19 protein-coding genes are annotated in these 17,130 nt (G+C 57.5%); 10 read left to right on the forward strand and 9 right to left on the reverse strand.

The genetic code is table 11. The annotated features are described in order from the left end of the window. Window positions 1-44 precede the first annotated feature (44 nt). The gene (locus DFR37_RS21185) at window positions 45-1,241 is read left to right on the forward strand and encodes a glutathione S-transferase family protein (RefSeq protein ID WP_245954056.1); all 1,197 of its coding nucleotides are present in this window, start codon (window positions 45-47) and stop codon (window positions 1,239-1,241) included. A gap of 22 nt (window positions 1,242-1,263) precedes the next feature. Here DFR37_RS21185 and DFR37_RS21190 read toward each other — a convergent pair whose 3' ends face one another. Continuing rightward, window positions 1,264-1,767: a MarR family winged helix-turn-helix transcriptional regulator gene (locus tag DFR37_RS21190; protein ID WP_113935173.1), complete on the reverse strand. Its 504-nt coding sequence runs from the start codon at window positions 1,765-1,767 to the stop codon at window positions 1,264-1,266. A 301-nt stretch (window positions 1,768-2,068) separates the two neighbouring features. Between DFR37_RS21190 and DFR37_RS21195 the strand changes: the two genes are divergently transcribed. From DFR37_RS21195 to DFR37_RS21230, 8 genes are all read left to right on the forward strand, one after another. Next, window positions 2,069-3,061, forward strand: a complete 993-nt coding sequence (locus tag DFR37_RS21195) for a VOC family protein (protein ID WP_113935174.1) — start codon at window positions 2,069-2,071, stop codon at window positions 3,059-3,061. Window positions 3,062-3,071: 10 nt separating this feature from the next. Further along, window positions 3,072-4,220, forward strand: coding sequence for an FAD-dependent oxidoreductase (locus tag DFR37_RS21200; protein ID WP_113935175.1), 1,149 nt, complete (start codon window positions 3,072-3,074; stop codon window positions 4,218-4,220). Between the two features lie 91 nt (window positions 4,221-4,311). Then, window positions 4,312-4,689: an ABC transporter substrate-binding protein gene (locus tag DFR37_RS21205; protein ID WP_170139977.1), complete on the forward strand. Its 378-nt coding sequence runs from the start codon at window positions 4,312-4,314 to the stop codon at window positions 4,687-4,689. A gap of 101 nt (window positions 4,690-4,790) precedes the next feature. Then, window positions 4,791-5,402, forward strand: coding sequence for an ABC transporter substrate-binding protein (locus tag DFR37_RS21210; protein WP_211317332.1), 612 nt, complete (start codon window positions 4,791-4,793; stop codon window positions 5,400-5,402). A 6-nt stretch (window positions 5,403-5,408) separates the two neighbouring features. Continuing rightward, complete coding sequence (locus tag DFR37_RS21215; RefSeq protein WP_113935178.1) at window positions 5,409-6,293, forward strand: branched-chain amino acid ABC transporter permease; 885 nt, start codon at window positions 5,409-5,411, stop codon at window positions 6,291-6,293. Next, the gene (locus DFR37_RS21220) at window positions 6,293-7,216 is read left to right on the forward strand and encodes a branched-chain amino acid ABC transporter permease (RefSeq protein ID WP_113935179.1); all 924 of its coding nucleotides are present in this window, start codon (window positions 6,293-6,295) and stop codon (window positions 7,214-7,216) included. The genes DFR37_RS21215 and DFR37_RS21220 overlap by 1 nt, the downstream gene beginning before the upstream one ends. Beyond that, window positions 7,213-7,956 (forward strand): ABC transporter ATP-binding protein, encoded by a 744-nt coding sequence (locus DFR37_RS21225; RefSeq protein ID WP_113935180.1) that lies wholly within the window; start codon window positions 7,213-7,215, stop codon window positions 7,954-7,956. Before DFR37_RS21220 ends, DFR37_RS21225 begins: the two co-directional genes overlap by 4 nt. Then, on the forward strand, window positions 7,940-8,692 hold the full coding sequence (locus tag DFR37_RS21230) for an ABC transporter ATP-binding protein (protein ID WP_113935181.1): 753 nt from the start codon (window positions 7,940-7,942) through the stop codon (window positions 8,690-8,692). The genes DFR37_RS21225 and DFR37_RS21230 overlap by 17 nt, the downstream gene beginning before the upstream one ends. 71 nt (window positions 8,693-8,763) lie before the next feature. Here DFR37_RS21230 and DFR37_RS21235 read toward each other — a convergent pair whose 3' ends face one another. The 8 genes from DFR37_RS21235 to DFR37_RS21270 form a co-directional block, all read right to left on the reverse strand. After that, complete coding sequence (locus tag DFR37_RS21235) at window positions 8,764-9,357, reverse strand: Maf family protein (protein ID WP_113935182.1); 594 nt, start codon at window positions 9,355-9,357, stop codon at window positions 8,764-8,766. Between the two features lie 102 nt (window positions 9,358-9,459). Next, window positions 9,460-10,899 carry a pyruvate kinase gene (gene pyk / locus DFR37_RS21240; protein ID WP_113935183.1) on the reverse strand — a complete coding sequence of 480 codons (1,440 nt, stop codon included), beginning with the start codon at window positions 10,897-10,899 and terminating at the stop codon, window positions 9,460-9,462. A gap of 29 nt (window positions 10,900-10,928) precedes the next feature. Next, window positions 10,929-11,399, reverse strand: a complete 471-nt coding sequence (gene rlmH / locus DFR37_RS21245) for a 23S rRNA (pseudouridine(1915)-N(3))-methyltransferase RlmH (protein ID WP_113935184.1) — start codon at window positions 11,397-11,399, stop codon at window positions 10,929-10,931. 27 nt (window positions 11,400-11,426) lie between these two features. Beyond that, window positions 11,427-11,831, reverse strand: coding sequence for a ribosome silencing factor (rsfS, locus tag DFR37_RS21250; RefSeq protein ID WP_113935185.1), 405 nt, complete (start codon window positions 11,829-11,831; stop codon window positions 11,427-11,429). A gap of 23 nt (window positions 11,832-11,854) precedes the next feature. Beyond that, entirely contained in the window at window positions 11,855-12,460 is a 606-nt protein-coding gene (gene nadD, locus DFR37_RS21255) for a nicotinate (nicotinamide) nucleotide adenylyltransferase (RefSeq protein WP_180148100.1), read from the reverse strand. Beyond that, window positions 12,451-13,359: an oxygen-dependent coproporphyrinogen oxidase gene (gene hemF / locus DFR37_RS21260; protein WP_113935186.1), complete on the reverse strand. Its 909-nt coding sequence runs from the start codon at window positions 13,357-13,359 to the stop codon at window positions 12,451-12,453. The genes nadD and hemF overlap by 10 nt, the downstream gene beginning before the upstream one ends. A gap of 37 nt (window positions 13,360-13,396) precedes the next feature. Continuing rightward, complete coding sequence (gene purD, locus DFR37_RS21265) at window positions 13,397-14,692, reverse strand: phosphoribosylamine--glycine ligase (protein WP_113935187.1); 1,296 nt, start codon at window positions 14,690-14,692, stop codon at window positions 13,397-13,399. A 91-nt stretch (window positions 14,693-14,783) separates the two neighbouring features. Next, the gene (locus DFR37_RS21270; RefSeq protein ID WP_113935188.1) at window positions 14,784-15,515 is read right to left on the reverse strand and encodes a YebC/PmpR family DNA-binding transcriptional regulator; all 732 of its coding nucleotides are present in this window, start codon (window positions 15,513-15,515) and stop codon (window positions 14,784-14,786) included. Between the two features lie 108 nt (window positions 15,516-15,623). Between DFR37_RS21270 and DFR37_RS21275 the strand changes: the two genes are divergently transcribed. Continuing rightward, on the forward strand, window positions 15,624-17,126 hold the full coding sequence (locus DFR37_RS21275; protein ID WP_113935189.1) for a helicase HerA-like C-terminal domain-containing protein: 1,503 nt from the start codon (window positions 15,624-15,626) through the stop codon (window positions 17,124-17,126). Window positions 17,127-17,130: the final 4 nt, after the last annotated feature.

Genomic DNA, 17,130 nt, shown 5'->3' on the forward strand with positions numbered 1-17,130 from the left:
GGACCGTGAAACGCCTTTGCGCCGATGATAGTTGATTAACGTCTGTGAAAGTAGGTCATCGTCAGGCTCTTATCCCTCAAAACCCCTCAACCCACTCGGTTGAGGGGTTTTGTCTTTGTAGAAACAGAAAAGCCATCACGCAAGAACAAGCTTCGCGTGCGATGGCATATTGGCATCACTGGAAGGTGTTCGCTATCTTACGGCCTCTGTGCAGAAGGGGTATATTTCTCTGGCTCGTTGAATTCATCCCAGTAGAAACCGGAAATAGGAACTCAAACATGTCCCAGGCCCTTGAGCAAGTTGTCGCCGAGTTGCGGAACAGCCTAGGAACAATTGGTGAAATCGTGGGTATAAGCGAATCAGCGACGCCCCGATTCGAACTCTTTCATGCGCCCAATTCAATCTGTTCGCAGAAGGTGCGCGCTGTGCTGGCTCACCACAACATTCCTTACCGTTCACACCAGTTAAACATCTTCGAGGGCCAAACCTATTTGCCTGCCAATGTGCGCCTGCGCTTGATGGGATGTATCGCGCTAGGTGGCGGCCTGGTTACCGAGCACACGGGCAGCACTTCGGTTTCAATGGGCGGTTGCGATCCAGCTGTGGTGCCTACGCTCGTCGACTGGGAGACCGGGCAGGTATTGGTCGATTCGAAACGCATCTGCTTTTATATCGACCAGACGGCGGCAGACGGCGCAGCCTTGCGGCCGGCGCATTTGCAAAACGCCATCGACGCCGAAGTGGCCTTTGTCGATAACATGCCCAATTACCAGATGCTGGCCGGCAAGCCGCCGGGCGAAGACCATAGGCCAGAGTCGCGCCGCAAAGGCAACGGCGTTGGATTCGCCATGAGTAAAGTCGAGCGTTGCGACCATTACCTGGCGCAATTTGCCGACGATGCGGATCTTGTCAGGGGTTACTCCGCCAAACGATCGAAGGAGCTCAACGCCGCCCAGCAGCTTTTCACGCCAGAGGCGATGCGTGCGGCCTACGATAAAGCCGAAGCCGGCTGCAACCACCTTGAAAACAAACTGAAGTCCGGCGATGATTGGGTAGTGGGCGACAACGTCACCATGGCCGATCTGTACTGGGGAGTCGAATTGCTGCGCATGAAGAATATGGCTGTTGAATCCTTCTGGGCCAATGGTGCAAAGCCGGCTGTAGCAGCGTTCGTAGACAAAGTGGAATCAATACCGGCAATTCGCGCCTCGGTAATTGAATGGCCAGGCGCAATGTATTAAACAGTTGTGGCCCTCAGCATTTTTATTTCCTCTGCATATGAGTGTCGATGCGGGTAAGCAAGCCGCATAGTAGGTCGCGCTCTTCGTGCGTTACGACTTCCAGGCCCCCCTCGATGATTTGGTGCGCAGCAGGCCAGGCTTGTTGATAGTGGCGTTTTCCCGTGGGCGTCAGAAAAACCCGCATATAACGACTGTCATCCTTGTCCTGTTTGCGTCGCACTAGTTTTCTGACTTCCATTTGATCTATGACCCGGCTTAGAACCGGCTGGCGCATGACGATGCTGCGGGCAATGTCGCCTATTTGCTGCCCGTCTTTTTCGAACAGCACTTGCAGCACACGGAAGTGCGCATAGGTCAGGTCCAGATTTCTCAGGACAGAGTCGCGAAGCTCTTGATCCATCCGAAAAATAATGCAGGCCATACGAAAGGCGATGTTCTTTTGCAGGCTCCAGCTATCCGCTTGTAGCGGGAGGCGAGTCGTTTCTTCATCGCTGCTGAGCGTCTTTGTGCGCTGGTCAAATGACATGTTCGTGAGGTGTTATTAGGCTAGGAGGAAGAAGAAATGCAAAGGGATGAGCTGTTCTTTAATAGGCGTTCCGGGGGTGGGCTTTGGCACAAGGATACGCGGTTTTTGTCGATTGATCTTGATCGTAATCATAGCGTTCGTCGCTGTTACGTGTCGATAAAGGCTAGGTGCTTTCCCTTGGAAAGGCATCGATTAGGTGTTTTCACTCATTATATGGCACTACATATGTATTGACATGTTTATGGGACGCTCATACAGTACTTCCATTGTCAGTAAATGATTTTGTGTAAAGGAAGAATCAATGGTTCAGTCTACGCAGGCGGCGTCCGAGCCGCGTTATTTTCAGCCTCGACGTCTTGGGCACGTTAATCTTTGGGTAGACGACTTGCAGACGTCAGAGCGTTTCTATAACGATGTTTGCGGCCTGAAGGTCGAGTTCACAGAGCCGGATCTGATTGCTACGTTTTTGGGCACTGGTCATACGCCTCATGATTTAGGCATGATCCAGAAAACCAACGGCGTGGATCGTTACGGCAGGGATGGGTTGCTGCAATTGCCCGGCACCATAGGGTTGAATTCTGGCTTGAATCATCTGGCTTGGGAGCTCGAAAACGAGGCGGAGCTGATCAAGGCATTTCGTTCTTTGAAGCGGGACGACATCAAGACCGACATTACCGTGGATCACCAGGTTGCGCACAGCGTTTATATGTTCGACCCCGATGGAAACTACAACGAGTTCTATTGCGATACGGTCAAGGATTGGCGCACGGTTTTGAATGGCCCTATGGAATTGATTACCAGCCGTTGGGACCCGCTGCAAGCGGAGGGCTTTACAGAAGGGCGATACGAGAGCAATCCAGAGCTGCGCGTCGTCGAGTCGGCACCGGTACATCCATGGCGTTTGACGCACGCTACGCTGCATTCGCCCCAGATCGAAAAAATGGTGGACTTCTACACTCGCATTGGCGGTTTGCATGTCGTGGCTGAGGAAGAAGGCGCTGTATATTTAGCGGCGCGGCTGGAGGGCTATGACTACAACCTGGTGCTGGTGCCCGATTCTACGGCAGCCTATCATCATGCCTCCTTCCAGCTAAAGGACGAAGAAACGCTGGATCGCGCCAGGGCCGAATTGGCCAGGGCCGGCGTCAAAATCGCGCAAGAAATCAATTTGCCATGGAAGCACAGTGTGTTTCTGCAGGACCCGGACGGCATGTTAAGCGAATGGTATGTCGCAAAAGAAGGTAAGCGCGACCTTTCCGTTCGCGGCGATTTGGCTTTGGCTATGGCGGTTTAGGGGCTTTACGATGACACAGAAACTTAACGCCGCTATTGCCGGAGGCGGGATCGGCGGCTTGGCGACGGCGGCCGCTTTGGCGCAGCGCGGATGGGACGTAACGGTGTATGAGCGCCAGGACGCTTTGCGTGCGGTCGGTGCAGGGCTTTACATTTGGGAAAATGGCCTTAGGGTGCTGGAGGCCTTGGGGGCATACGAGCAAGCTACTGCCGGTGCGTTCCGAGGAACGCATTTCGAGCAGCGCGACCTGCGCGGCGAGATCATTGAGTCGGCCCCTATCCAGGCAAACAAACGCCTGCTGACAGTGCCGCGCAGCGCATTGCTCGACGCTTTGCGAGATGTCTGCCTGAAGGCCGGCGTCAAAGTGAAGACCTGCGCAGAGGTCATCAGCGCCACATCGCGCGGCGAATTGCTGTTTGCGAATAATGAGATGGTGCAGGCCGACCTGGCCATTGGCGTGGATGGCATCTGGTCCAAGGTGCGCACCTCGTTGGGGCTGGAGCTCTCGCACGAGCAATTGAGCGAAGGCGCATTACGCACCATGATTCCCGCCGAGCCCAATGACTTCGGCCCGGACGATATCGGCAAGTATATCGAGTGCTGGAATGGCAGCCGCCGCTTCTTGATTACACCCGTCAGTAAGGATGAAACCTATCTGGCATTGACTTGCCCTCATGACGATGTGCAAGCACGGACCATTCCTGTCAATAAAGCCTTGTGGACAGAGTCGTTTCCGCAGTGGAAGCATTTGATCGATCGCATTGGGTCATCACCGATCAGTTGGGGCGTATACGGTGTGACTAGGTGCCATTCATGGTCTGCGGGACGTACCGCGATTCTAGGAGACGCGGCTCATGCTCAGCCACCCAATCTGGGACAGGGTGGCGGAATGGCCATGCAAAACGGTCTGGCCTTGGCAGTTCATCTCGAACAGGTTACAGACAGGCGGGATATTCCTGCGGCATTGGAGCGCTGGGAAAACGCGGAAAGAGGGTTGATCGAACATTGTCAGCGTTGGTCTATTTTGTATGGCGAGGTGACATTCTTGCCGGATGATGTTCGCACTAAGGTTTTGCGCAATGCCATGCTCGACCCCTGGATTGCAGAACAAGTGTTCCGTGCAGCCAATCATTCCCCTACTGGAACTGGCGCAGCTTAGTTTTCGAGTTATTTAACACCGGCTAGAGTCGACTGCCAATGGGTGAATCCCTGGACTTGGCATGGCAGCGATGGCCAAAAAGGAGAGAAGAATGAGACAAATAACAGGTGTGTTGCGTTTGGCCATCGCGGCTTTGACGCTTTCGATCAGTACAAACAGTCTTGCGGCAGACCCGGTGCGTATTGGCCTGGGAATCTCCCAAACTGGCGAGTTCGCCGCGACAACGGCGGGGCCGCGGGCGGCTTACGAGCTGTGGAAAGATCAGGTCAATGCGAAAGGAGGCCTGGATGTCGCAGGTACGAAGCGTCCGGTGGAGTTCGTCGTGTATGACGATCAATCCGATGCCGGCAAGGTGGCCGCCATCTACGAAAAATTGATCACCGACGACAAGGTGGACTTGCTGCTGTCTCCGTGGGGTTCGCATAGCCACTTTGCTATTGTCGGGGTAGCCCGACAGCCACGCCACTGAAATGGTGAAAATGTTCAAGACATTGGGTATCAAGAGGGTTGCCGTCAACACCGTTCAAAGCGGCTTCCCGATGGAAAACCGATCAAGAGCTCTTGCCCGCCTTGAAAAAGGCCGGTATCGAGGTGGTGCTGGATACGCAATATGCCGCTGGCGTCAAGGACATTACGGCGACGTTGGCGGAGATCAAACGCCTTCAGCCGGATGCCGTCGTCAATTTGTCTTATCCGCCCGATGCCATTCTTTACATGCGCGGTGCCCGCGAACAGGGCATTACGGCGCCGTTCCAGTTTTTGCTGGTAGGGCCGACAGCAGCATTCTTCAGCAAGATGTTTGGAAAGAATCTGGACAACATCGTAACGATGGGACATTGGTCGCCGGCCAAGACGGACTGGCCCGGTGCCAAGGAGTTCTTCGACGCCTACCAGGCCAAGACAGGAGAAGCACCTGACTATCTGGATGCAGTGCTGTCCTATGTGTCCGCCCAAATCCTGGAACAGGCGGTGGCCAAGGCCGGCCTGGACAAGGATGCATTGCGCAAAGAGATTTCAACCGACACCTTTTCCACCATCAATGGACCCATCAAGTTTGAAGGCGTTCAGAACGTAACGACGCCGACAATGTTCCTGCAGTTCCAGGATGGTGCTGTCCAGATCGTCCATCCACCAGAAATGGCAACTGCCAAATTCAGGCCTAAGCTGAAGTGGGAACAATAGTCCAAAATGGAAATGCTGTTTTCACTTGAACTTTTGATTGCAACCTTGGCATTGACGTCGATTTATGCCCTGGTTGCACTGGGCTTGAATCTGATCTACGGTGCCATGCGCTTGCTGAATGTAGCGCATGGCGAGATCATGATGCTTGGCGCGTACGTTGCCTTTTGGCTGTTCACGGTTTACCGGGTTTCTCCGTTGGTATCCATGTTCGGAGCCATGCTGGTCGCGGCATTGCTGGGGTGGTTGTGCTACGAGTTGCTGATCAAGCGCTTGTCCAGCACGCCTGCACTGGTGCAGCGTATCGAGGCAAATTCCTTGCTTGTGTTCTTTGCTTTTTCGGTCATATTGCAAAACCTGGGCGCCATGGCGCTTTCACCTAATGCGCGCAGCTACAGTTATATGGAGTCGCTCATTCAGATCGGCTCGGTCAGCGTCTCGCTCAACCGGCTGGTCATTATCGGCGTCAGCGCGGTTGCTACGCTTGCTGTAATGCTGTTTTTTCGTTTTCACATTACCGGACTGGCCATACGCGCATTGATTCAACAGCGCGATGCGTCGTCGCTGGTCGGCATTTATGCCGACAAAGTCAATCGCGTAATTTTCTGTTTGGGATTCGCCTTGGCAGCCTTGGCGGGGTCGCTGGTCAGCATGGTCGAAAGCATTACGCCGTTCTCCGGCTTCCCATTTACGATGGCTGCGTTTTTCGTCATTATTCTTGGTGGCCTGGGCTCTATAGGCGGCAGCGTGGTCGGAGCCTTGCTGATGGCATGCGTTGAGGTCTACGGCTCGGCACTGACGTCGCCCGCTTATCGGTCCATCCTGTTGTACGGGATTTTCATCCTGGTGCTGTTTGTGCGCCCTCAGGGTTTGTTTGGCAAGAAGGTGGCGTAATGAACAGTCGAATATCCAGTATATGCAGTTGGTTGGCTTTGCTGCTGGCATCCGCCATTGCACCGGCCTTTCTGGGCACATATGGGCAGGGGGTCTTGCTGCAATTGTTTGGCTGGGTTGCCTTGACGGCAAGCTGGGTCGCCTTTTCGGGCATGACTGGCTATATCTCATTGGGTCATGCCGTGTTCTATGGCATGGGCGGCTACATCATGGCTTTGCTGTGGATGCAGTTGCCCATATTGCTGGTGTTGCCCTTGGCGGCTTTGGCGGCTGCGGCGTTTGCATTGGTGGTGGGCTTGCCGGCCTTGCGAGTGAGGGGGCCGTATTTCGTCATCTTGACGTTCGGCCTGGCCGAATTCTTCAAGTTCGTGGTGATCAGCATTGAATCCGCTTTGGGAGTCAATGGTCGCCTGTTGCTTGGTGCGCCGGACGTAATATGGCTGAGCTACGGCATGCTGGTGCTGGCGGTGTTGGCTGTGGGGCTGGTCTTTGTATTGAAGCATTCGCGCCTGGGCATGGCTTTGTGGGCCGTGCGCGAGGATGAGACCGCAGCCATGACATTGGGCGTGCCGACGACATGGGTCAAGTTGCTGGCGTTTGTGCTGTCGGCAATGGTTCCGGCCATGGTGGGAGCCTTGACGGTACTGCGTTCAACATATTTCGAGCCCATGCAGATGTTTAACCCGATGACTTCTTTCACTATCGTTACCATGGCCATTATCGGCGGCAGCGATCGTCCCGCTGGCCCGGTATTGGGAGCTGCTTTCATCATGTTGCTGTCCGAACTTCTTTGGTCGCGCGCGCCTGAGTTTTATATGGTGTTGCTGGGCGTTTTGCTTCTGGGATTTGTGTTGTTCGCACCGGACGGCATTGTTGGCAAACTGGATATGCGCCGTCGTCGGGCGGCAAAAGGACAGTCATGACGGAACTCTTGCGTGTTCAACATGTGTCCAAGCGCTTTGGCGGCGTGATTGCGGTCCAGGACGTCAACTTTACGATGAGACAGGGCGAAATCCTGGGACTTATGGGGGCCAACGGCGCAGGAAAAACCACCTTGTTTTCGATGATCGCCGGCAACGTGGCGACCACTAGTGGACAAATCCACTTCGAAGGCAAGCTCGTGCCGGCTCGCCCTGATCTGGCCTGTCGTCTGGGAGTTGCCAGAACCTTCCAGATCGTCCGGCCTTTTCCGGGCATGACAGTGCTTGAAAACTGCCTTATTGGAACTTTGTACGGCAGTGGTCGGCAAAAGAATCTTCAAGCTGCACGCAAGACATGTAGGACGTTATTGGATGAACTGGGCCTGGGCGCTCAGGCCGACAAGCCCGCTGCTTCCTTGACATTGGCCGGCCGCAAACGCCTAGAGATCGCGCGTGCGTTGTCGACGCATCCGAAGTTGCTGTTGCTGGACGAAGTGTTGGCAGGCTTGAATGCTACCGAGGTGAACGAGGCTTTGAGTTTGATTCAGCAGCTTAAGCAGCACTATGGCCTTAGCATCATCATTATCGAACATGTAATGAAAGTGCTCATGCGCATGAGCGACCGTATTGTGGTGATGCATGACGGACACCAACTGATGGAGGGCACGCCGGCCGAAGTGGGCAACGATCCACGCGTTATCCGGGCTTATCTTGGAGAGCAAAAAAATGTCCGTGCAGCTTGAAGCTATCGCCCTGTGTGGCGGCTACGGAGAGATACAGATACTGAAGCAAGTGTCTGTGGCTTTGAAAACGGGTCAAGTCACTGCGTTCGTTGGAAGTAACGGGGCGGGCAAAACTACATTGATGAAATTGTTGGCCGGCTTGCTGCCAGCAAGCCAGGGTCAAATTCTTCTGGGCGGCCGTTCGGTTTCCGCCTTGGCTCCTCCGGCACGCCTGGCGCTTGGCCTGTCATTGGTGCCGGAAGGCCGTATGGTGTTTCCCGACTTGACAGTGGCGGATACTTTGCGGATAGGGGCTTATTTGCCTCAAGCCCGTTCCGGCTGGAAAGATAGGGCCGAACATATGTATGAACTCTTTCCACGACTGAAAGAGCGCCGCAATAGCCTCGCGGGGTTTCTGTCTGGCGGCGAGCAGCAGATGCTGGCGCTGGCCAGAGGCCTTATGTCGAACCCTAGTGTGTTGCTGCTGGACGAGCCGACGTTGGGCCTGGCACCGACCATAGTTGATGAGCTGTTCGAGATTTTGGCCCGGATCCGTGATACTGGTGTCACCATTGGCCTGGTAGAGCAGAACATTCACGCTGCGTTGAACTTATCGGACTACGCCTATGTGATGGAGGACGGGAAAGTGGCGCTGAGCGGGCCGAGCGATGAACTACTGGACTCTCCCGCTGTGCGGGCTGCCTACATGGGGGTAGAGGAAGAGATCCCGGTGCAGGAGTCTGGCGTCCGCCTATGACGGGAGCCGCAATGCGCCAGGCATTGGCTTTTCCTATGGAGACGCCGGGCCTTACTATGCGAAGAACAGTCTCAGGCCAGGCGCTGCAGCAATTGACCCGTTTCGAATATAGGCAGTCCCATAACCCCGCTGTAGCTGCCCGCGATATGCTCGATAAATAGCGCCGCACGCCCTTGTATGCCGTAGCTGCCTGCCTTGCCCATGGGTTCGCCAGTGGCGCAGTAGGCTTCGATTTCGGCATCCGACAGGCGCTTCATGCGCACGTCGGTCATCGATACTTTCTCGTCCAGGTGTTGGCCGCAAGCCAGGACAACAGCCGTATGTACGCTATGCGTCGTGCCGGACAGGCGTCTTAGCATTTGCCTTGCGTCGTCGTCATCCACAGGCTTGCCCAGAATGTCGTTGCCAATGAAAACTGTAGTGTCTGCGGCAAGCACAGGTTGCTGGGGTAAGGCCTGCGTCGAAATCCATGCCACGGCGCGCAAGGCTTTTTCTTTGGCGGTGCGGCGCACGTAATCGGCGGGGGACTCGCCCGCAAGGCGGGGCTCGTCTTCACCCGGAGGCGCGGGAACATCCAGCACGGTATGCGCAACGCCCATCTGCAGAAGAATTTCGTGGCGGCGCGGACTGGCGGATGCCAGATAAATCTTAGTGTGAAATTGCATGGTCGTGAAATAGTCGGCTAAGCAGTGTTGCCGGTATTGCGTTGTTGAAATGTTGTCGTTGAAAGCCGCGCCTGAATGGCACGGTTGAGCCTTACGGCGAGATCAAGTGACCTTCAGTATCCGCATATCATTGGTGCCGCCGGCCTGGTTGTCGTGTTCGCCCTTGGTCAGGATGACCGAGTCGCCTTTTTCGAGCAGCCCTTGGTCCTTCAGCAGCTTGATGGCTTCGTGGTTGACATCCAGCACGTTGTGCTTGCTGACATCGAAGGGCACGGTGTAGACGCCGCGGAACATGGCGGCGCGATTCTGGGTATGCGGATGACGGGTGTAGCAGTAGATGGGCACGCCGGAGCGTATGCGCGACATGATAAGCGGCGTATGGCCGCTTTCAGTCAGCGCGATGATGGCTTTTACACCGGGGAAGTGATTGGCTGCATACATGGCCGACAAGGCTATGGTTTCGTCGCGCCGATTGAAGGTTTCGCCCACGCGGTGTTGCGAGCGCGTGGTGCCGGGCTCCTGCTCGGCGCCCACGCAGACGCGGGCCATGGCGGCAACCGCTTCGACCGGATATTGCCCCGCGGCGCTTTCGGCCGAGAGCATGACTGCGTCGGTGTAGTCGAGCACCGCGTTGGCAACGTCCGAAACCTCCGCGCGTGTGGGGATTGGGCTGTTTATCATGGACTCCATCATCTGGGTAGCCGTGATGACAAACTTGTTGTGCGTGCGCGCATGCAAGATGATGCGTTTTTGTATGCCCACCAGCCGCGCGTCGCCCACCTCAACGCCCAGGTCGCCGCGGGCCACCATGACGCCGTCGCTGGCCTTGATCAGAGAGTCCAGCGCTTCGTCGTCGCTGACCGCTTCGGCACGTTCGATTTTCGCGACTATCCAGGCCTTGCTGCCTGCCGCCCGCACCAGCTTGCGTGCTTCTTCGATATCGTGGCCGTAGCGCGGAAAGGACACCGCAACGTAATCGAGGTCAAGTTCGGCGATGACGCCGATGTCGGCTTTGTCCTTGTCGGTAAGGCTGGGCGCGGAAATGCCGCCGCCACGCCGATTTATGCCTTTGTTGTTCGACAGCGGGCCGCCCACGGAAACCGTGGTGTGCACGGCATGGGCTTCGACTTCATCGACCGTCAGCACTACCCGGCCATCATCCAGCAATAGCTCGTCGCCCGGATGGCAATCAGCCACCAGGCTGGGGTAGTCGATACCGACTATGGTGTTGTCGCCGGCGTCCAGCGGGTGGGTATTGGAAAGCGTGAAGCGGTCTCCCTCGACCAGCGTGACGGGCGACTGCGCGAACTTGGCAATGCGTATTTTGGGCCCTTGCAGATCGCCCATGATGGCTACAAACTTGTGATGCTTGGCGGCCAACTCGCGTACCAGGCGCGTGCTTTTGCGATGGTCGTCGGCGCTTCCGTGCGAGAAGTTAAGGCGGGCTACATTCATGCCGGCCAGGATGAGCTTTTCAATGACTGCTGGGGTGGAGCTGGCCGGACCCAGTGTGGCAACGATTTTAGTGCGGCGTGTGGTCATGGGTTGGCAGATCTCCGGCGTTACGCCTTTCAGGCGCGGTGGTAGGGATGATTAGTCATGATAGCCCACGCCCTGTATAGTTGTTCGGCCAATACAACTCGAACCATGGGGTGGGGCAGGGTCAATGAAGAAAGCCGTATCAGCTTGCGGCAATTGCGTTTCAATTCGGCGTCCAGGCCATCGGGGCCGCCCACCAGAAACACCACATCCTGGCCTCCAGAGCGCCAGGCTTCCAATTCTTGTGAAAGAGCCATGGTGGTCAGGTCTTTGCCATGTTCGTCCAGGGCGATGGTCAGGGCATGGCCGGGGATGGCCGCCTCGATGCGCTTGGCTTCCGCGGCCATCATCTGGGCAGGGGTTTTGCCGCTGGTGCGAGGTTCCGGCTTGATTTCTTTTAATTCGAGGGCGCAATCGGCGGGAAGCCGTTTGGCGTAGTCTTGCCACGCCTGTTCTACCCAGGATGGCATGCGTTGGCCGACGGCGATGACAATAAGCTTCATGCGCCGGCCTGTCGGGCGGGAGTGGGCTCAGTCGTTGTCGCCGTCATCGAAATCGTAGGTTTCGGTAATGACGGGCTGGGTGGACTGCGGCAGCAGCTTGACGCGCACGGGTTTGTCGCCCCAAATTTCTTCGAGGTTGTAATACAGGCGGATCGACGGTTGCATGCAGTGCACGACAATATCGCCCAGGTCCACCAGCACCCATTCCCCGGTGTCTTCGCCTTCGTGGGCGACGATGGGGATTTTGTGCTTGCGGACAGTGTCGATAACGCTGGAAGCCAGCGACCTGGTTTGCCGGTTGGAGGTTCCGCTGGCAATGATCACCCTGTCGAACAGGCTGGTGATGTGCGAGGTGTTGAAGACTTTGATGTCTTGTGCCTTGACGTCTTCGAGGGCATCGAGAACGAGGCGCTGCAGTTTTGTAATTTCCATAGTCTTAACTATACCTTGAGACGCTATGCGGCAGTAGCCCGATAAAGGCCATGTTGCCGAATATATTGAGTTACGGCGCTGTCCAGCAAACCGTCCACGGCCAGTCCCTGCGCCAGCCGGCGGCGGATGTCGGAGGCGGAGACCGGGCTTGCTTCGAATGGAAGATGGACCAGGCTCTTTCCGGCCTGCTCCAGAATTTGTTGCAGCGGGCCAGGCGCCTGGGTGTCGTCGCCCGGGCGTTCGGCAACGGCCAGGTGGACGCGCCGTGCGATGTCTTGCCAACGGTGCCATGAGCAAAAGTTGGCGAGCTGGTCGGATCCCAGTATCCAGAAGTACTCGGCGCCTTGCGGCAGCTGTTCGAGCGTGTCTATGGTGTAGGTCTTGCCGCCGCGTTCGATTTCAAGAGGATTGATGCACAGGCCGGGTTTGGCGGCAATGGCAAGTTTCAGCATGGCCAGCCGATGCTCGGGGCTGGCAGCCAAGGCTTGCCTTTGCCATGGATTGGCGGCTGGAATGAGCTGCACTTCGTCCAGGGCCAGATGCTTGCGGGCGGTTTCGGCCAGGGCAATATGGACCAAGTGCACGGGATCGAAGCTGCCGCCCAGCAGGCCGATTCTTTTTATACCCATTGCCGGGGTTTTAAAAAATCGGCTAATTCGGCTTCTGCTGTATTTTCAGCCGGGGCCCAGTTATAGCGCCAGGCCGCCATGGGCGGCATCGACAGCAAAATGGATTCGGTGCGCCCGCCCGATTGCAGTCCGAACAAGGTGCCCCGGTCGAAGACCAGGTTGAACTCAACGTAACGGCCGCGGCGATAGGCCTGGAAGTCGCGCTGCTGTTCGCCATATTGCATGGCCCGTCGTTTCTCGACGATGGGCATATAGGCGCCCAGGAAGCTGTCGCCGACCGAGCGTACCAGGTCGAAGCTGTGGTCGAAGCCGCCTTCGTTCAGGTCATCGAAGAAAATGCCGCCAATCCCGCGGGTTTCGTTGCGGTGCTTAAGGAAAAAATACTCGTCGCACCATTTTTTATAGGCCGGATATTTATCCGGCCCGAACGGCGCGAGGGCATCGTGGCAAGACTGGTGGAAATGGCGGGCGTCTTCTTCAAACGGGTAGTAGGGCGTCAGATCCAGGCCCCCGCCAAACCAGAATACGTCATCGGTATCGGAGTTTTCCGGGGCTCGCGCCACGAACAGACGCACATTCATGTGCACAGTCGGAATATACGGGCTGCGGGGGTGCAGCACCATGGAAACCCCCATGGCTTCCCATGCCCTGCCGGCAAGCTCCGGGCGATGGGCGCTGGCCGAAGGCGGCAGCGTCTTGCCTTTGACATGGCTGAACAGTACGCCGGCCCGTTCGAACAGCGGGCCGCCCTCGATCAGGCGCGAGATGCCGCCGCCGCCTTCATCGCGTTCCCAGTGGTCGGTCTGGAAGGGCGTGCCGTCGGCTTGTTCAAGCGCGGCCACGATGCGGGTCTGCAAATCCAGAAAGTAGTCGTAAGCGGAAGAAATAGGTACAACCATATAAGGCTAGCTCCTGTAGACCGGCATTAGCGGCCGGTCAGGAAGATGTCTCCCCTGAAGAAAGGGCGCGCCACCCGATATCGGACCGGTATTGGCGGCCTTCGAACTGAATCCGCTGCACCGTTTGATAGGCCGTGGCCTGGGCCCGCTTGACGGAATCGCCCAGTGCGGTCACGCACAGGACGCGGCCGCCGGCGGTTTTGACCACGCCGTCCTCTAGCCGGGTTCCGGCATGGAAAACGGCGCATTCCTCGGTGTTTTTGCCCAGGCCGGTAATGGCGTCGCCGGTACGCGGCGTGTCGGGATAGTTCTGCGCGGCAATGACCACACCCAGGGCCGTACGCCGGTCCCAGGTGATGCTGGCCTGCTCGAGCGTACCGTTGACGGCGTGCTCGAATACCTCGGTCAGGTCGCTTTTGACACGCATCATGATGGGCTGGGTTTCCGGGTCGCCCATGCGGCAGTTGTATTCAAGCACCTTGAGCGGGCGGCTGGCATCGGGGCCGTCGCCTATCATCAGGCCGGCATAGAGGAAGCCGGTGTAGGGATGGCCGTCTTTGGCCATGCCTTGCAGCGTGGGCTGGATGACTTCGCGCATGATGCGGTTGTGCAGCGTCGGCGTAACGATGGGCGCCGGCGAATAGGCGCCCATGCCGCCTGTATTGGGGCCTTGGTCGTGGTCGAGCAGCCGCTTGTGGTCCTGGCTGGTGGCCAGAACCAATACCTGCTGGCCGTCGCACATGACCATGAAGCTGGCTTCTTCGCCCTGCAGGCATTCTTCGATGACGACGCGCGCGCCGGCGGCTCCCAGCGAGCCGTCGCCCAGCATCTTGTCGATGGCCTCGTGCGCTTCTTGCACGCTGGCCGCCACGACCACGCCTTTGCCGGCGGCCAGGCCGTCGGCCTTGACGACGATGGGCGCGCCTTGTTCGCTGATATAGGACTTGGCCAGGACTGGGTCGGTAAAGGTCTGGTAGGTCGCCGTCGGAATGTGGTGGCGAACCATGAAGGCCTTGGCGTAGTCCTTGGAGCTTTCCAGTTGGGCGGCTTTTTGGGTCGGCCCGAATATTTTCAGGCCGGCTGCACGAAATGCGTCGACAATGCCCGCCGCCAGAGGCGCTTCGGGGCCGACGACGGTGTAGGCGATACCTTCTTTCTTGGCAAAGGCGATAAGTTCGCCGGCATCGGTAAGCGCGACATTTTCGAGCTGTGCTGTGGTGGCGGTGCCGCCGTTGCCGGGCGCGACGTACACTTTCTGAATACGCTCGGACTGGGCCAGACGCCAGGCCAGGGCATGTTCGCGACCGCCGTTGCCAATAACAAGAAGTTTCATAGTGGTGATGGTAATTAGTACTGTTACTTTAAAGCTTGGACAAGAAAAGCGAGTTGATGCAGATCAACCCGCGCGGGACGAGCTGGAAACTTTATTCCACTTCGTCAAGGACGGCGGTGGTGAAAACCTCCTGGACGTCGTCCAGGCTTTCCAGCACGTCGAGCATTTTTTGCATTTTTATTGCGTCATCGCCGGTAAGTTCGGTTTCGTTCAGCGGCTTCATGGTAATGGCTTGCACTTCGGGAACCAGCCCAGCCTTTTCGAAGGCGGCCTTGACGGCGGCGTAATCGGTGGGCGGGCAGGTGACTTCGACGACGCCCTCGTCGTCGGTTTGTATATCGTCGGCGCCTGCGTCCAGGGCGATTTCCATGACCTGTTCTTCAGAAGTGCCCGGGGCGAAAATGAATTGCCCGCAGTGCTTGAACATGAAGGCCACCGAACCTTCCTGGCCCATATTGCCGCCATGCTTGGAAAAAGCGTGGCGCACTTCAGCCACGGTGCGCATGCGGTTGTCGGTCATGCAGTCCACTACGACAGCCGCGCCGTTGGGGCCATAGCCTTCGTAGCGGATCTCTTCGTAGTTGGCGCCGTCGGCTCCGCCCGCGCCGCGGGTGATGGCGCGCTGGACGTTGTCTTTGGGCATATTGGCGGCCGTGGCTTTGTCCCAGGCCAGGCGCAGACGCGGGTTGGAGTCTGGGTCGGCTCCGCCCGCGCGCGCGGCGACGGTGATTTCACGAATGATTTTTGTCCAGAGCTTGCCGCGTTTGGCATCTTGGCGACCCTTGCGGTGCTGGATATTCGCCCACTTACTATGACCGGCCATAACAATGTCTTAAATTAAGGGAAAGAACGTAAGTTTAACGCGTGCAGAGCCGGGAGCATCGAATTACACTTGGAATACGTCGTATTGTGCGCAACGAAAAGGAAAAAAATGGCCGATCCCATTATTGTCGCTAAAAACTCCAGTACTGAAATCGTCTTTTTACCCGAGTTGGCCAACCGGCATGGCTGCATTACCGGCGCAACCGGTACGGGCAAGACTGTAACTTTGCAGGTTCTTGCGCAGGCATTCTCGCGCTTGGGAACGCCGGTCTTCATGGCTGATGTCAAGGGCGACCTGAGCGGCATTTCCCAGGCAGGCCAATCCAGCCCGAAACTGCAAGAAAGGCTGACCAAACTGGGCTTGCCCGAGCCGGTATGGGGAGGCTGCCCGGTTACATTTTGGGACGTGTTCGGCGAACAAGGGCACCCCGTGCGTGCAACGGTGTCCGACATGGGGCCGCTGTTGCTTTCGCGCATGCTTGAACTCAACGATACCCAGGAAGGGGTATTGGCGCTGGTGTTCAAGGTGGCGGACGACGAAGGCCAGCTTATCCTGGACCTGAAGGATTTGCGCGCCATGCTGCAGAATGTGGCCGATCGCGCCGCCGAGTTGCGCACGCGCTATGGCAATGTTTCCTCCGCCTCTATCGGCGCCATTCAGCGCAGCCTGCTGCAACTGGAAAGCCAGGGCGCCGACAAGTTCTTCGGCGAGCCCATGCTAAGCGTGCACGACCTGATCCGCTGCAACGAAAACGGCCAGGGCATGGTCAATATTCTTGCCGCCGACAAACTGATGCAGTCCCCGCGCCTGTATGCTGTCTTTCTGCTGTGGATGCTGGCCGACCTGTACGAGACCTTGCCCGAGGTGGGCGACCTTGAAAAGCCAAAATTCGTCTTCTTTTTCGATGAAGCGCATTTGCTGTTTGCCGACGCGCCCAAGGCCTTGCAGGAAAAAATCGAACAGGTAGTGCGCCTGGTGCGCTCCAAAGGGGTAGGGGTTTATTTCGTAACCCAGAATCCGCTGGACATTCCTGAAACGGTGTTGGGCCAGTTGGGCAACCGTGTGCAGCATGCCCTGCGCGCGTTTACGCCGCGCGACCAGAAGGCCGTGAAGACCGCGGCGCAAACCATGCGCCCGAATCCGGACCTGGATATCGAGGCGGCCATTACCGAGCTTGGAGTAGGCGAAGCTCTGGTTTCCATGCTTGACGCCAAGGGACGGCCTTCGATCACCCAGCGTGCCTGGATGCTGGCTCCCGGCAGCCGCATTGGCCCGGCCACCGAGAGCGAGCGCCAGGCGTTGCGGGCGGCGTCTTTGTTGGGCGGCAAGTACGAACAGACCATCGACCGCGAATCCGCCTACGAGGTATTGCTGCGGCGCACCGAGGGCGGCGGGCAGCCGGCGCAAGGCGGTGCGCCGCAGGCCGGCAAAGAAGCCGCGCCCGCCGGAGACGGGCTGATGGGGGCGGTCAACGACTTTCTTTTCGGGTCCACCGGCCCGCGCGGCGGCAAGCGCGAGGGCGTCGTTCAACAAGTTGCCAAAAGCATGGTGCGGCGTACCGCTACGCAGTTGTTGCGCGGGGTACTGGGCTCGTTGACCAGCCGTCGTTGATTAA

Source organism: Eoetvoesiella caeni (genome assembly GCF_003315175.1).
Taxonomy (GTDB): domain Bacteria; phylum Pseudomonadota; class Gammaproteobacteria; order Burkholderiales; family Burkholderiaceae_B; genus Eoetvoesia; species Eoetvoesia caeni.